The sequence below is a fragment of the Flavobacterium sp. W21_SRS_FM6 genome (genome assembly GCF_052119645.1).
GTDB lineage: Bacteria > Pseudomonadota > Gammaproteobacteria > Enterobacterales > Alteromonadaceae > Paraglaciecola.
This window is the reverse complement of the sequence record NZ_JBGQOM010000008.1, coordinates 90,477-104,415: the sequence shown is the minus strand read 5'-3', so window position 1 is coordinate 104,415 and position 13,939 is coordinate 90,477. Positions and strand designations below refer to the sequence as shown.

15 protein-coding genes are annotated in these 13,939 nt (G+C 42.4%); 8 read left to right on the top strand and 7 right to left on the bottom strand.

Annotation, left to right across the window (positions count from 1 at the left end; all coding sequences use genetic code 11):
* Positions 1–290 precede the first annotated feature (290 nt).
* From ACEN2L_RS14320 to ACEN2L_RS14295, 6 genes are all read left to right on the top strand, one after another.
* Entirely contained in the window at positions 291–740 is a 450-nt protein-coding gene (locus ACEN2L_RS14320) for a transposase (protein ID WP_441744650.1), read from the top strand.
* A gap of 1 nt (position 741) precedes the next feature.
* Positions 742–1,878, top strand: coding sequence for a transposase (locus tag ACEN2L_RS14315; protein WP_441744648.1), 1,137 nt, complete (start codon positions 742–744; stop codon positions 1,876–1,878).
* Between the two features lie 223 nt (positions 1,879–2,101).
* Positions 2,102–2,473, top strand: coding sequence for a hypothetical protein (locus tag ACEN2L_RS14310; RefSeq protein WP_441744646.1), 372 nt, complete (start codon positions 2,102–2,104; stop codon positions 2,471–2,473).
* A gap of 74 nt (positions 2,474–2,547) precedes the next feature.
* Complete coding sequence (locus ACEN2L_RS14305) at positions 2,548–3,081, top strand: hypothetical protein (RefSeq protein ID WP_441744645.1); 534 nt, start codon at positions 2,548–2,550, stop codon at positions 3,079–3,081.
* 105 nt (positions 3,082–3,186) lie between these two features.
* Entirely contained in the window at positions 3,187–3,579 is a 393-nt protein-coding gene (locus tag ACEN2L_RS14300) for a hypothetical protein (RefSeq protein ID WP_441744643.1), read from the top strand.
* A 105-nt stretch (positions 3,580–3,684) separates the two neighbouring features.
* Positions 3,685–4,194 carry a GNAT family N-acetyltransferase gene (locus tag ACEN2L_RS14295; protein WP_441744641.1) on the top strand — a complete coding sequence of 170 codons (510 nt, stop codon included), beginning with the start codon at positions 3,685–3,687 and terminating at the stop codon, positions 4,192–4,194.
* An 895-nt stretch (positions 4,195–5,089) separates the two neighbouring features.
* Here the strand turns inward: ACEN2L_RS14295 and ACEN2L_RS14290 are convergent.
* The 6 genes from ACEN2L_RS14290 to miaB all read right to left on the bottom strand — a co-directional run bounded on the left by ACEN2L_RS14290 (position 5,090) and on the right by miaB (position 11,172).
* On the bottom strand, positions 5,090–5,596 hold the full coding sequence (locus ACEN2L_RS14290; protein WP_441744639.1) for a GNAT family N-acetyltransferase: 507 nt from the start codon (positions 5,594–5,596) through the stop codon (positions 5,090–5,092).
* Positions 5,597–5,610: 14 nt separating this feature from the next.
* Positions 5,611–7,116: an apolipoprotein N-acyltransferase gene (gene lnt / locus ACEN2L_RS14285; RefSeq protein ID WP_441744637.1), complete on the bottom strand. Its 1,506-nt coding sequence runs from the start codon at positions 7,114–7,116 to the stop codon at positions 5,611–5,613.
* 45 nt (positions 7,117–7,161) lie between these two features.
* Entirely contained in the window at positions 7,162–8,022 is an 861-nt protein-coding gene (gene corC / locus ACEN2L_RS14280) for a CNNM family magnesium/cobalt transport protein CorC (RefSeq protein ID WP_306022433.1), read from the bottom strand.
* A gap of 76 nt (positions 8,023–8,098) precedes the next feature.
* Positions 8,099–8,605 carry an rRNA maturation RNase YbeY gene (gene ybeY / locus ACEN2L_RS14275; protein ID WP_441744635.1) on the bottom strand — a complete coding sequence of 169 codons (507 nt, stop codon included), beginning with the start codon at positions 8,603–8,605 and terminating at the stop codon, positions 8,099–8,101.
* Entirely contained in the window at positions 8,605–9,651 is a 1,047-nt protein-coding gene (locus ACEN2L_RS14270; protein ID WP_441744633.1) for a PhoH family protein, read from the bottom strand. Before ACEN2L_RS14270 ends, ybeY begins: the two co-directional genes overlap by 1 nt.
* Before the next feature lie 90 nt (positions 9,652–9,741).
* A complete protein-coding gene (miaB, locus tag ACEN2L_RS14265) occupies positions 9,742–11,172 on the bottom strand; it encodes a tRNA (N6-isopentenyl adenosine(37)-C2)-methylthiotransferase MiaB (RefSeq protein ID WP_441744631.1) in 1,431 nt (476 codons plus the stop codon).
* A gap of 336 nt (positions 11,173–11,508) precedes the next feature.
* Between miaB and kdsA the strand changes: the two genes are divergently transcribed.
* The gene (kdsA, locus tag ACEN2L_RS14260; RefSeq protein ID WP_441744629.1) at positions 11,509–12,360 is read left to right on the top strand and encodes a 3-deoxy-8-phosphooctulonate synthase; all 852 of its coding nucleotides are present in this window, start codon (positions 11,509–11,511) and stop codon (positions 12,358–12,360) included.
* A gap of 104 nt (positions 12,361–12,464) precedes the next feature.
* On the opposite strand, the gene ACEN2L_RS14255 is transcribed toward kdsA, so the two are convergent.
* Positions 12,465–12,782 carry a hypothetical protein gene (locus ACEN2L_RS14255; protein ID WP_306022428.1) on the bottom strand — a complete coding sequence of 106 codons (318 nt, stop codon included), beginning with the start codon at positions 12,780–12,782 and terminating at the stop codon, positions 12,465–12,467.
* Between the two features lie 231 nt (positions 12,783–13,013).
* Here ACEN2L_RS14255 and ACEN2L_RS14250 point away from each other — a divergent pair, with 231 nt between their 5' ends.
* A complete protein-coding gene (locus ACEN2L_RS14250) occupies positions 13,014–13,922 on the top strand; it encodes a transcriptional regulator GcvA (RefSeq protein WP_441744628.1) in 909 nt (302 codons plus the stop codon).
* Positions 13,923–13,939 lie beyond the last annotated feature (17 nt).

Below are 13,939 nucleotides of genomic sequence, written 5' to 3'. Positions count from 1 at the left end.
AACCTAACATGCATTTTTTCGTTGCAGTTTTGCTCAAGGTTGTTTTACAGTGCGGGTAATAATTTTAATCATGTTGTTGTGCAAACAGGGCAGGCGGCAAGCCGCGATAGTTTATCTGGTTGACGCAATAACAAGCAAAGGCATCGGACGCAAAAAGCCGCGCCGTTGCTTTGAGCGTTGAGGCTGTAGAAAAACCCTAAAATAGTTCAAAAAACCATCATTATTCACTTCCCACCGATCGTCGTTTGTGATCCAATAAGCATTATCAATTAGGCACAGGAGCCTTGGTGATGCCACGTTTTATCCCGCTCAATTATCAACAAAATTCCATGGTGGTGATCAACTACCTCGACCAACTTCAACCAGGTACGTTTGAATATGCTATTCATCATTTGATTGATGAAAAATTGGACTTATCGGTGTTTTATCCAAAGTACCAAAATGATGCCACTGGCCGTCCTGCGTATGATCCCGCCGCATTATTGAAAATCATTTTGTTTGCCTATTCTAAAGGCATTACTTCAAGCCGTGAAATTCAGTGGTGCTGTGAGACCAATATCATTTTTAAAGCCTTATCGTGTGATTCTGTGCCGCATTTTACAACCATTGCAGGCTTTGTGAGTGGTCGCAGAAAGGAGATAGAGAGCGTCTTTGAGCAAGTGTTATTGATTTGCCATACCCAAGGTTTATTGGGTAACGAATTGTTTGCCATAGACTGGAAGGCCAGCCCCGGGGTGTAAAATGTCATCGAATGCCGCTAAGGAATGGTCTGGTACATTTAAAGAGATGGAAGATAAACGCGCTAAACTGAAACGCCAAATCCGCTATCAGATGGACGAGCATGAGAAGCTGGATAAGTGTGAGTCTGCGGATGAAGTACGCAAACAGCGCACCGCGCAAACCATCGATACCTTGAATAAAGCGCATGACAAAATAAATGCCTTTCTAAAGAAGTCTGACGCCGCCCCACGGATGGGGACAGGTAAACGGCCACAGGAAGTGAAGTCAAATATTACTGATAATGAATCGGCCAAAATGACCACCAGTAAGGGCACCATTCAAGGCTATAACGGAGTGGCTGCGGTGGATAAAAAGCACCAAGTTATCGTTGATGCTCAAGTGTTTGGTAGCGGTCAAGAGCAGCACACGTTACAACCGGTACTTGAAAGCATTAAAGCGCGGTTCCAGCGTTTAGCTATCAGTGAGGATATCTTAAAAGCGCAAACTATCATCACTGCCGACACGGGCTTTGCGAACGAATTGAACAATGCATATCTGCATGACAATGACATTAATGCCTATATTCCTGATAACCAATTTAGAAGCCGCGACCCCAAGTTCAATGAGCAAAAACAAAAACACGGTAAACGCCATCAAGATAATAAAATCCGCAAGAAAACAGTTATCCCTGCCAGTGAATTTAGTTTTGATCCAATGAACAATAGCTGTATCTGTCCAGCGGGAGAAACAATCAGCTTTAGAGGCATACGAGAAAGTGACGAAGGCACAAAAACAGCGTACTTCGAAGGCAAGTTATCACAATGCCGCAACTGCGATAAAAAACATCAATGCATGCATAATCCCATTGCTGCCGACCATCGTAAGGGGAAGGGTAGGCAAGTCAGTTTTGCACTTAATGGCAGTAGACCACCTAATTACACCGACTGGATGAAACAGCGCGTGGATAGTCCAAAGGGCAAACAAATTTACAGTCACCGTATGTCCGTGGTTGAACCGGTGTTTGGCAACATAGGTACCAACAAAAATCTCAAACGCTTCAGCCTGCGCGGCAAAAATAAAGTTCAAGGTCAGTGGTACTTGTTCTGTTTGATACACAATATTGAAAAGCTCAAGAATTACGGCCAGTTAGCGGCATGAGGCTCGCGCCATATTGAGGTGAATACTGTGCTTTAAAGTCCCTACAATCAGGTGCTAACCAGTACAAATTCGTCGAAAAGAAAATTATCCCAAAATCCCATCAATAAAATTGAAAAATCCCGATGTTCAGGGCAAAGTAGCCAAAGTTAAAAATTAGGAAGGGCAGTAGAAAATGCAAAGTCAAAATCACCTTTTTCTACAGGCTCGTTAGGAGTATTGGGGCATGAAGCTTATTCCCAAATATCTAACTATACCGATAATTTTTGGTTTGTTAGTTGCTGGCTATGCCTTAATTACAGGCAAGGAAAACCAAGCTAGTTTTATTGGATTGTTTTTTTATGGTGTTCTTTTCTACGGTGCACCCTATTTTTTACATTCAATGTTCATGGTTTTGTTTAAAGCTTCTAATCAAGCAATACACGCTGGTTTTATTGGTATAACCTTGGCTCTGATTTTGATTTCAAGTATGTGGCTCTTCCCACAAGATCCATCGGGCCTGCCAATTCAATGGATGGGCTATTGGCCATTATCAGTAATTTTAGGTTTGGTTTTCATAGGTGGTTCGATTGCAATTAGAAAGTACAAAAACTCCTAACAAGGCCCGCCAACACGCAGCCTTCGGCTGCTGGACTCGCTACGCTCGCCGTTGCGGGCAGCGTTAGGTTTACTATGCGCCACATTCAAAAATTAGCGATAATTACACTTCTTTTGGTAGGTTGCTCGTCACTAGGCGGTTTTGTTGAATCGAGTGCTCCGGACCAAAATTTTATTGATATCACAGGTGGTATCGACAGAAGCTTTTCATACAAATTTAAGGTGGAATATCGAACAACTACTGAGTTAAATCAGTGTACAACGTACCATCTGGCATTAGCAAAACGTATTGCTCAGCAGTTCGAATTTGACTACTACCCTGATATAAAAGGGTCTACATATTCGGTTAGATTGCCTTTACAAGAATTAGAACCGAATACACCTTGTAATTGGAAACCAGTAATGGCCTTTTTGTGTGTAAATTCAGCTGGCAAAGAACCAACATCTTGTACAAGTATCTTTTCATTTAGACGGGGGCAAGACATAGGCCCCGTTACAAAAATAGAATGCACCAATAGTAACTTTTGCTCAGACAGTGAAAGTAATGTTGGCAGTGGCGCTATAAATGAGTTTAACAGGACATATCAAGTTGATATTGTTGCTAAATAAACCTATCAAGTTAAATCATCGGAAAATCCCTCGCAGGCCAAACAACGGCCAAAGCGCTCGGTCTTTCCGCTGTTTAAAGCATTAGGCAACGAAGAGGATTCAAGGATGAAAAACCGTTATTACAAAATTGCTATGCCAGGAGGAGTTTTTCTAACTATCTTAGGGTTGTGTTTATTAATGCCATCTTCGTTTGACATTGTTAATCCTATTTTTTTATGGATAGCCCTTTCAACAATTGGCATTCCAACGGTTTTGGCTTCTTTCTTGTTTTATTACTTCGATAAAATTTTAAAAATAAAAGTTAATGCATTAGCATTAGCTATTACATTAATTGTTTTGACGATTCCAAGTACTTGGATATTTATGACGTCTTGGTTGTATTTCTATCCAGATGATGGACCGGGTTTGGGTTATATGGGCATTTTTTACATTGGAAGTGCTCCAGTTTGGATACCCTTAATTATTTTTTGGTCTTGGTGGAGTACACGGAATGCCTAACAAGCGCCTTAAACATCGCGGCCTGCGCCCGCTGGACTCGCAACAAGTTGCTCGCAGTTCAGGCGGGCATTATGTGTGTTTGCAAATTTCTAGTAAGGATAGCATTTGAAAATAAGACATTTGGAAGATACTGATTCTAAAGATCTTCATGAAATTTATAGTTTTACTTCAGTTTCTGAGAACACATCTCAGCTACCATTCTTGAGTTCTACTCATATTTCGGGGCTGTTTTCAGGTTCGGATCAGTATACGTTAGTAGCCGAGATTGAAGGAAAAGTCGTAGGGCATGTTACTCTATTTTTAACTAGCAAAGTTCGTGATAGACATTGTGCAGGCATAGCCATAGCGGTACACCCCAATAGTCATGGTAAAGGTATTGGAAAGTCTCTGTTGAACGAAGCCTTAAACCAAGCTGACAACTGGTTAAATTTGGTTCGTGTCGAACTTGAAGTTCACTCAGACAACCTGTCAGCTGTTTCACTTTATGAAAAAGTTGGCTTTGAAACTGAAGGTACTAAGCGTCTAAGCACGTTTAAGAATGGTCGTTATATTGACATGTTACTAATGTCACGTCTTCACCCACATTATCAAGTAAACGCAGAACAAAGCGTTTAAGACAGATTCGCAACGCTCGGTATTTTGGTTTCAATCAGCTTTAGTGTGTACGACACAGTGGATTAAGTTTAGCGGTGGCGTTGCTCCCTACATAATGCGGCGTTAGGCATACGGGATTATCATGCACAACTCATTGTCACTTTCACAATATGTTAAGAAACGAAATGGTGTTCCTTTGGGTGCACGTCACTCCTTGAGAAACATGCTTTCTCGTTCTTTCGGTGCCAAATCTTTTCCCGTGTTTTGGCACTACTGGAACCCTATATGGAGTTATTATTTATCTCGTAATGTCATGCGACCGCTAGCCACTTTTTTACCCATTTCTATAGCGACTTTCATTACGTTCTTAGTCAGTGGCGCACTTCACGATGTGGCGGTATCAATTGTAAAGTGGAAAACCGTTGTATTTTTTACGCCGTGGTTTGGATTAATGGGATTTATGGTTATAGCTTCAAAGAGCACAGGAATAACATACGGTCATTTTGCTTGGCCTGTTCGGGCATCTATCAATGCATGTTTTATTTTTATTTCGCTAGGGGTAACGTACTTCGTTAAGAGCATGTATGCCTAACAAGCGAATAAAGACTCGCTTCGCTCGAAGGGAACAAATTGACTTAGGCTCCCCTCGCTCTGCTCGGTATTTTAGCCTACGAATATTTGCCCTTTATGCGGGAAGTTGAGGCGGAAGAGAAACCCTAGAATAGTTCAAAAAATCACCATGGTGATCTTCCCCCCAGATCGTCGTTTGTGATCCAATAGGTATTATCATTTAGGCATAAGGGCTTTGGTGACGCCACGCTTTATCCCACTCAATTATCAAAAAACTCCATGGTGATAATCAGCTACCTCGACCAATTACAGTCAGGTACGATTTAATGTAATGAACGTTTGATTTTTACAGTAGCTGAGCGAGTTTGTCTAAATTAGGGCCTGAGACTCGATTTACGGTCCATTCGTCCATTGGCTGTGCTCCTAGTGAGCGGTAAAAGTCGATTGCGGGTGTGTTCCAATCTAATACCCACCATTCTAGGCGTGCGCAGTCTTTTTCTTTTGCTAGTTTGGCCAGATAGGCGAGTAGCATTTTACCAAAACCATGGCCACGTGCTGTTGGTTTAACGTAAAGATCTTCTAAATAAATACCGGGCTTACCCATGAAGGTTGAAAAATTATAAAAATACAAAGCAAATGCAACAGGCTGGCCCTTGTATTCTCCTATAACAGCCTTGGCGTGTTGTATTTCTCCAAACAGGTTTTTTTGTAGGGTTGCTACATCAGTAACCACTTCATGCAAAAGTTTTTCATAATCAGCTAACTCGCGAATAAACTGCAGAATTAACTCACTATCTTCAATAGTGGTTGGACGAATACGAAAGTCAGGGTTGGACGTTGCTTGGCTGGGCATTGGGTGTGTTGCTACTAGTCTGTTGCAGGTTGACGCTGAGTGAAATATAGCGCAAATAACAGGCTGATTAACGCAACAAGCCAAATAGGGACGTTACCTAAAATACGGTAAGGCGTTTTACCTGATAGTAGCGCAATGTTATCCACCAAGACGGCGGCTTCAAATTGGGGTAATCGACTTTGAATGTGACCCTTGTGATCAATAAAGCCGGTTATGCCGTTATTTGTGGCTCTTAGAACAGGTAAACCGAATTCTTTTGCTCGTGCCTGGGCTATTTGTAAATGTTGCGCTGGTCCGTGAGAATGGCCAAACCATGCGTCGTTACTTACCGTAATAATAAAATCAGTGTTGGTGTATAAGTTACTGGCAATTTGCTTAGGAAAGGCAATTTCAAAACATAAAGCGGGCGCCAAATAATAGCCTTTTGCTTGGATATTATGTTGTTGGTAATCGCCACGGGAAAACGATGACATGGGCAAATCAAAAATGGGTGCTAAGCCGCGGATCCAATCTTCAAACGGGATAAATTCGCCTATGGGCAGCAGATGATGTTTAGCATAACGATTATCATGGCCATAATAATATTGTCGAGGTACTTGGCTTAAATCGGTGTTGTCGGGTGTATTTTTTAAACCTAGGGCAATGAGGTTGTTATAGGCTTCTCGTGTTTCAAAATTGTAATTAACGATGCCAGTAATTAAGCCAGTTTGATGCTGAATGGCGAGGGAGTCCATTTCTTGAAGGTAGTCGCCTGCGACGGGTTCAAGCTTGGGCACCGCAGCTTCAGGCCATATGATGATGTCTGCATCCCAGTGTGCTTCGGTCATCATTTTGTATTTATTCATGGTGGGCAAGTCTTGTTCAGGCGTCCAGCGCAGGGCTTGCGGTATATTACCTTGGACCATTGCTATCTTAACTGATTTACCGGTTGGTTTGACCCAATCGTGTTGGTCTAAGACAAAACCACTGATTAATACTACGGCAACGGTAAAACAACTGACGTAGGCCTTACTTTTTAAGGGGAGCCAACATGCCATCACACTGGCAATAAGTACCACAAAGGCACTGACGCCAATTTCACCAATTAAGGCAAACCAACCGCTTAATGGACCGGGTATTTGGCTGTACCCTAAAGACAACCAAGGAAAGCCAGTTAAGAGCCATGATCGTAACCATTCTGTCGTTAACCAAATAAAGGGCAGGGCGAGGGGCCAAAGACGTACTGCAAAATAGCGGCGCAGTAGCCAAAATGCCGTAGCGGGGAATAGCGCTAAGTAGCTGCACAACACCACCATAATGGCGACCGATCCAATGAGCGGTAAGCCGCCAAAATCGGCGATACTGACGTGTACCCAGCTAATGCCTACACCAAACCAAGCTAAGCCAAAAGTAAATCCAAGTTTGAAGGCGTTTTTTTTATCACTGCTTGCTAGCAGATAAATAAAGCCAGCGAGGCTGAATAGCACCAGGTACCACTGAGAAAATGGGGCATAGCCCAAAGTCAACGTGCCGCCAAGCATAAGAGCCGCGGCCGATTGATAAAAGAAACGTGTTAAATGCAGAATTTATTCTTCCGTATCAGGCATAGTCACTTTAAGTTGTACTAAGCGTCTTTTGTCCGAGTTGGTGACTTTAAACAGAATGTTGTTGATAACAACTTCCTCGTCTCTAGAGGGCATATGACCGAAGGCGCGCAGCACAATGCCACCAATGGTATCAGCGTCTTCTTCATCAAATTTGCTATTAAAAAATTTATTAAAATCTTCTAATGGGGTTAGCGCCTTGACTGAATAGGTGTGTTTGTTTAAAGGTTTGATGCCATCTGATTCTTTTTCGTCATCATCATGTTCATCTTCGATTTCACCGACGATAAGCTCAAGAATATCTTCAATCGTAACTAATCCTGATACACCGCCATATTCATCAACCACAATCGCCATATGGTAGCGTTTTTGTCGAAACTCTTTGAGCAGTACGTCAACTCGTTTGCTTTCGGGCACAATAACCGCAGGGCGTAAAATATTTTTGAGTACGAGTTTTTTGCTTGGATCAAAGGCAAATGCTAAGAGATCTTTAGCGAGGAGAATGCCCTCTATATGATCTTTGTCTTCACTGATGACAGGAAAACGGGAGTGAGCAGATTCGAGAATGGCGGGAATAAACTCTTCCACGGTTTCATCTATGTCAATGGTCATCATTTGTGCTCTGGGGATCATGATATCGCGTACTCGCAAATCACTCACTTCCATCACACCTTCCATCATCTCGCGGGTTTCTGGGTTGATGACACCACTTTGTTCAGATTCTTGAATAACACTGACAAGGTCTTGCTTACTTTTCGGTTCTGTCGTGAATGACTGTACAATTTTGTCCAGCCAGCCTTTATTGCCAGAACCGTTACTAGATGGGGGATTATCTTCGCTCATTTTCTCGTAATTTGGTTAGTTTTACTTTGGGCAATCGTTTGTTCAAATTGCCCTTGTGTTTTAACTATCGCTATCTTTAATGATTTTGATAAGGATCGTCAATGGATAATTGCTGTAAAATTTTACGCTCTAAGCTTTCCATGTGCTCAGCTTCGTCATCGTTTATATGGTCGTAGCCTAATAAATGCAAGGTTCCATGCACGACCATATGCGCCCAATGGTGCGTTAAAATTTTATTTTGTTGCTTAGCTTCATCGGCCACAATGGGCGCACAAATCACTAAATCACCTAATAAATTAAACTCAGTTTCTGCTAAATCAATTGCTGAGCTTTCGCCATCTTCGTCAAAAGCAAGCAAATCTGGCATCTCAAAGGGAAAAGAAAGCACATTTGTTGGTGAATTTTTACTGCGATACTGGTAATTGAGTTGCTGACTTTCTGCTTCATCCACAACCCGTATTGTGACTTCTTTGTCTTGAATATTAAGTTCAGCTAAAACCGCATTTAACCAACTGGCTAGGGTGGATTCATCTGGGATGTTGTTGTACTCAGTAGCGATTTGCAAATCTAGAAGTGCTGTCATTACTTTGTGTCATCCATAGTTTGCGCCGCTAGGGATTGTTTTTGGGCTTTTTCAATTTCTTTTTGACGCTCGTGCTCTTCATAGGCCATTACAATGCTGGCGACTACGGGATGGCGCACAACGTCTGCTGCACTAAAGAAGTTGAATGATATCTCGGGTACGTCTTTGAGTACTTCGATAGCATGGCGTAAACCAGAGCGCACACCACGGGGTAAGTCCACCTGAGTGATATCACCGGTGATAACCGCTTGAGAATTAAAGCCGATACGGGTTAAGAACATTTTCATTTGCTCAACCGTGGTATTCTGACTTTCATCTAAAATGATAAAGGCATCATTTAAGGTCCGGCCGCGCATATAGGCTAGAGGGGCAACTTCGATAACGTTACGTTCGAGTAGTTTTTCAACTCGTTCAAATCCTAACATTTCAAATAGGGCATCGTATAAAGGACGCAAATAAGGGTCGACTTTTTGTGACAAATCACCGGGTAAAAAACCGAGTTTTTCACCGGCTTCTACCGCAGGGCGGGTCAGTAAAATACGTCTTACTTCTTGGCGTTCAAGCGCATCAACAGCACAGGCGACTGCTAAATATGTTTTGCCTGTTCCAGCAGGTCCTACACCAAAGGTGACGTCATGATTAACGATATTGGCCACATATTGGTTTTGATTGGGGTTACGAGGTTTAATGACACCGCGTTTGGTTTTGATGGATATATCTTTACCGTATTTTATGCTTTGTGCTGGGTCTTCTTGCTCAAAGGCACTGGCTTGTTGAATGGCTAAATGTACCTTACCCGATTCGAGATCTGGTACTTCGCCTTTTACGGTTTGTGTTTCGATATACAGATTCTTCAATAAGTTTATTGTACTTTGCACCTGAATGGCTGGTCCAAGTACTTTAAACTCGTTGTTTCGATAGCTTATTTCTACCCCTAAACGGCGTTCAAGTTGTTTAATGTTGTCATCAAATGGACCACATAAACTGGCAAGACGTTTATGGTCAGAGGGTTCTAAATACACTTGCTCACTTACTAATTTTGTCAATGTAAGGCTCTCAGTAGACGGTTTGCAAATAGGATGAAGGCGGAACAAAGGGAAAGCAGAAAACGAGGTGTTTTGCTTTCCCTTTTATCATCAATTTGGAACAAATTGGCTCACACCTAATTCGTTAGACGCGGGGCTTTTTTTAGCTAAGATAACCTGAGGTGCAATGCTGTCGCGCAGGCCCATCTCAGATTCGGTGCGCAGTACTTCACCGCGCAGTGAATTGGCAAATACACTGGTGATTTTAACATCTACAAATTTACCAATCATGCTCGGCTGACCTTCAAAGTTAACCACGCGGTTATTTTCAGTACGGCCGGTTAGCTCCATTGGATTTTTCTTTGATGGACCTTCCACTAAAATGCGTTGCTCAGTATCTAACATGCCTCTTGCTATACGTAAGGCTTGTTGGTTTATACGTTGCTGTAAAAGTTGTAAACGTAGTTTTTTGGTTTCTTCGCTAACATCGTCCGGTAAATCTGCGGCAGGCGTACCTGGGCGGGCGCTGTAGATGAAACTGAAGCTCAAATCAAAATCCATTGCTTGGATGAGATCCATGGTTGCTTCAAAGTCTGCATCGCTTTCACCTGGAAAACCGATAATAAAGTCAGACGACATACTCAAATTTGGTCGAATTTTTCTCAGTCTGCGTATTTTAGATTTGTATTCAATCGCGGTATGGCCACGTTTCATCATGGTCAAAATGCGATCTGAGCCTGATTGCACCGGTAAATGCAAATGGTCAACTAACTCAGGTATTTGCGCATAGGCTTCGATAATATCGTCAGTAAACTCTACTGGATGCGAGGTGGTGTAACGGATTCGATCAATGCCGTTTATCGAGGCGACAAGTTCTAATAACTCAGCAAAGGTACATACGCTGCCATCGAAATTAGGGCCTCTGAACGCATTTACGTTTTGGCCTAAGAGGTTAACTTCTCTTACTCCTTGGGAAGCAAGTTGCGCTATTTCAAGCAATACATCGTCAACTGGACGACTCACTTCTTCACCGCGGGTATAGGGTACTACGCAAAATGTACAGTATTTAGAGCAGCCTTCCATGATTGACACAAAGGCGGTTGGCCCATCAGCACGAGGCTCTGGAAGACGATCAAACTTTTCAATTTCAGGAAAGCTGATATCTACCACCGAGCTACTGCCGCCTTTGATCTGGTTAATCATTTCAGGCAAACGGTGCAAGGTTTGTGGGCCAAAGACGATATCGACAAAAGGTGCACGTTGGCGAATGACATCGCCTTCTTGCGAGGCAACGCAACCACCCACACCGATAATGAGTTCGGGTTTACCCTTTTTTAGGTTTTTCCAGCGGCCTAATTGGTGGAATACTTTTTCTTGAGCTTTTTCGCGAATTGAGCAGGTATTGAGTAAAATGACGTCGGCATCTTCAGCTGTTTCTGCCAATTGATAACCATGGGTCGAATCCAATAGGCCAGCCATTTTGTCCGAATCGTATTCGTTCATCTGGCAGCCCCAGGTTTTTATAAAAAGCTTCTTAGTCATACTAAATTTGGGTACCTTTACTCAATAAAGTGTGATGGTTATGGTGCCAGTTTTTCACGGTTTAACCCGCGCACTTAACCCTACAAACCACCGAGTCAATCTGTTACTTACCGTAAGGGCGCGTTGCGCGCGCCCTGCGATAGGCCGAAAATGAACCGCGCATTTTACGGGTTATTTACCCACTACGCCACTTTTAAGCGTGCTTTAGTGGCAGTTTATTTCAATTAATCATGTAAAACTTTGTCTCAGTTGCGGTACAAGCGACACAAAGGTGATACCCAAGGTTGCGACAGCTTGATATGCTATGTGACTATTTATTTGGATATAAGTTGATTAATGCAAAATTTACATACAATCACGATTGGTGATATTCAAGTCGCAAACAACAAGCCCTTCGTTTTGTTCGGTGGCATGAATGTATTGGAATCAAGAGATATGGCGATGCGTATTGCCGAGTACTATAAGGAAGTGACGACTACACTCGGTATTCCTTTTGTTTTTAAAGCCTCATTTGATAAAGCAAATCGCTCATCCGTGCATTCATACCGAGGTCCTGGTATGGAAGAGGGTTTGAAAATTTTTGCTGAAATTAAGCAGACCTTTAATGTGCCGTTGATCACCGATGTGCATGAGCCATATCAAGCTGCGCCAGTAGCTGAAGTGGTTGATGTGATACAATTGCCGGCGTTTTTAGCGCGCCAAACAGATTTAGTGGTGGCGATGGCCGAAACGCAAGCCGTAATAAATGTGAAAAAGCCCCAGTTTTTGGCCGCCCATGAAATGCGTCATATCATTAAGAAGTTTGCAGAAGCAGGCAACGATAAAATTATCTTGTGCGAGCGTGGTTCGTGTTTTGGTTACAATAATTTAGTGGTTGATATGCTCGGCATGGATGAAATGAAAAGCTATGCCCCCGTGATTTTTGATGCGACGCACGCTTTACAAAAACCTGGTGGCAGAGAAAACTCTGCTGACGGGCGTCGAGCGCAAGCTGCTCAGTTAGCACGTAGTGGTATGGCTCTTGGATTAGCCGGTTTGTTTATTGAGGCCCATCCTGAACCGAATCAAGCCTTATGTGATGGTCCATGTGCTCTGAAATTAGATAAGTTGCAGCCGTATTTAGAGCAAATGTTAGCCTTAGATGAATTAGTAAAAGGCTTCGCCCCTTTAGATACAAGCGCTCAGTAAGCTTGGTTTACGCTTGAACACATTGTTCGCGCACCCAAGTAAAGGTGCGCAGGACAAATTCGTGTGATGTTTACGCGGGCATATAAAGTCTATTGCACGAGGGCTTACTCTGTAATTACCACTTTAAATTTGTAATCAGGTAATTGGTCAGTGCTTTGCTTTAATGATGCGCTAGCGCGGTCTTCAGCGATGCTATGCTTTAACAATTTATGTGCTTGGGGTGTGACATCGCTTACACCAATATCTGCGAGTAAATCAGCCAAACTCTGACCTATTTCACTGAGAAGTTGGCTTTGCTGGCTTTCTGCTTCCGCCGCTTTTTGCGTGTCTTTGCTGATAGAAGCAAAAGCGGCGTTGCTGAATAAATATGCAGATAAAATAGCTATTGTACTTATTTTTATGGTTAAAAAACGAATTTTCATGAATTAATCCTTATTAATTTTAATGCCTAAATTTAACGCTTGTTAATTTTTAGTGTTGTTGGTGTTACATTTTTTGTGTTTGTTACTTATTGTTTTATATCAATAAATAATTTTATTTGCATAAATAATAAACAGTTTTTAGCGTTTTTTATAATGACATTTAGTATGGGTGTGCATTAGAAAAACTAATGATGTAAGCTATGTGCAAAGAGATTGGAGTGTTAACACATCATGAATCGTCGACTCCCACCATTAAATTCACTTAAAACCTTTGAAGCGGCGGCTCGACACTTGAGTTTTACTCGTGCCGCTGATGAGCTTTTTGTCACGCAAGCGGCAGTGAGTCATCAAGTCAAAGCGTTAGAAGAATTTTTATCGATGAAGTTATTTCTGCGGCGAAATCGTGCGTTGTTGTTAACTGAAGAAGGGCAAAGTTACTATTTAGATTTGAAAGAAATTTTTCGCAATATTCAGGATGCCACTGAGCGGCTGGTAGCCAGAGGGGCGAAAGGAGCGATCACGGTCGCTTTACCACCCAGCTTTGCCATTCAGTGGTTAGTACCAAGGATCAGCCATTTTAGTCAGTTAAATCCCGATATTGACGTGCGCATAAAAGCGGTAGATTTTGATGAAGGTTTTTTAAGTGATGATGTGGATGTGGCTATTTATTACGGTAAAGGTAATTGGTCCGGACTGGTTGCTGATAAACTGCACACAGAATATTTGACTCCAATGTGTTCGCCGCTGTTATTTCAAGGTAGTAAACCTTTAGCGCATTTAGATGATTTGCGTCACCATGTCTTGCTGCATGATTCATCGCGAGATGCATGGAAAGGGTGGTTAAAAAAAACCAATGTGCTGGGAGTCAATGTCAATCAAGGGCCGATATTTAGCCATTCTATGTTGGTCTTGCAAGCCGCGGCTTTAGGGCAGGGTATTGCCTTGGGTCACAGTGTACTGGCAAGGCCTGAAATTCAGTCAGGGCGCTTAGTATGTCCGTTTGAAGAAAAGTTAATCACTAACAATGCCTATTATTTTGTGTGTCAGCAATCTCAAGCAGACTTGGGTAAGATTGTCGCATTTAGGCAATGGCTGGTTGAGCAAGTACAACAAGACCAAGAAGATGAAGATTTTATTTAAAACCAGTTATTTCAGCA

Coding starts and splice junctions, on each gene's coding strand:
- ACEN2L_RS14320 (WP_441744650.1), top strand. CDS start 291: ATGCCACGTTTTATCCCGCTCAATTATCAACAAAATTCCATGGTGGTG.
- ACEN2L_RS14315 (WP_441744648.1), top strand. CDS start 742: ATGTCATCGAATGCCGCTAAGGAATGGTCTGGTACATTTAAAGAGATG.
- ACEN2L_RS14310 (WP_441744646.1), top strand. CDS start 2,102: ATGAAGCTTATTCCCAAATATCTAACTATACCGATAATTTTTGGTTTG.
- ACEN2L_RS14305 (WP_441744645.1), top strand. CDS start 2,548: ATGCGCCACATTCAAAAATTAGCGATAATTACACTTCTTTTGGTAGGT.
- ACEN2L_RS14300 (WP_441744643.1), top strand. CDS start 3,187: ATGAAAAACCGTTATTACAAAATTGCTATGCCAGGAGGAGTTTTTCTA.
- ACEN2L_RS14290 (WP_441744639.1), bottom strand. CDS start 5,596: ATGCCCAGCCAAGCAACGTCCAACCCTGACTTTCGTATTCGTCCAACC.
- lnt (WP_441744637.1), bottom strand. CDS start 7,116: ATGCTTGGCGGCACGTTGACTTTGGGCTATGCCCCATTTTCTCAGTGG.
- corC (WP_306022433.1), bottom strand. CDS start 8,022: ATGAGCGAAGATAATCCCCCATCTAGTAACGGTTCTGGCAATAAAGGC.
- ybeY (WP_441744635.1), bottom strand. CDS start 8,605: ATGACAGCACTTCTAGATTTGCAAATCGCTACTGAGTACAACAACATC.
- miaB (WP_441744631.1), bottom strand. CDS start 11,172: ATGACTAAGAAGCTTTTTATAAAAACCTGGGGCTGCCAGATGAACGAA.
- kdsA (WP_441744629.1), top strand. CDS start 11,509: ATGCAAAATTTACATACAATCACGATTGGTGATATTCAAGTCGCAAAC.
- ACEN2L_RS14255 (WP_306022428.1), bottom strand. CDS start 12,782: ATGAAAATTCGTTTTTTAACCATAAAAATAAGTACAATAGCTATTTTA.
- ACEN2L_RS14250 (WP_441744628.1), top strand. CDS start 13,014: ATGAATCGTCGACTCCCACCATTAAATTCACTTAAAACCTTTGAAGCG.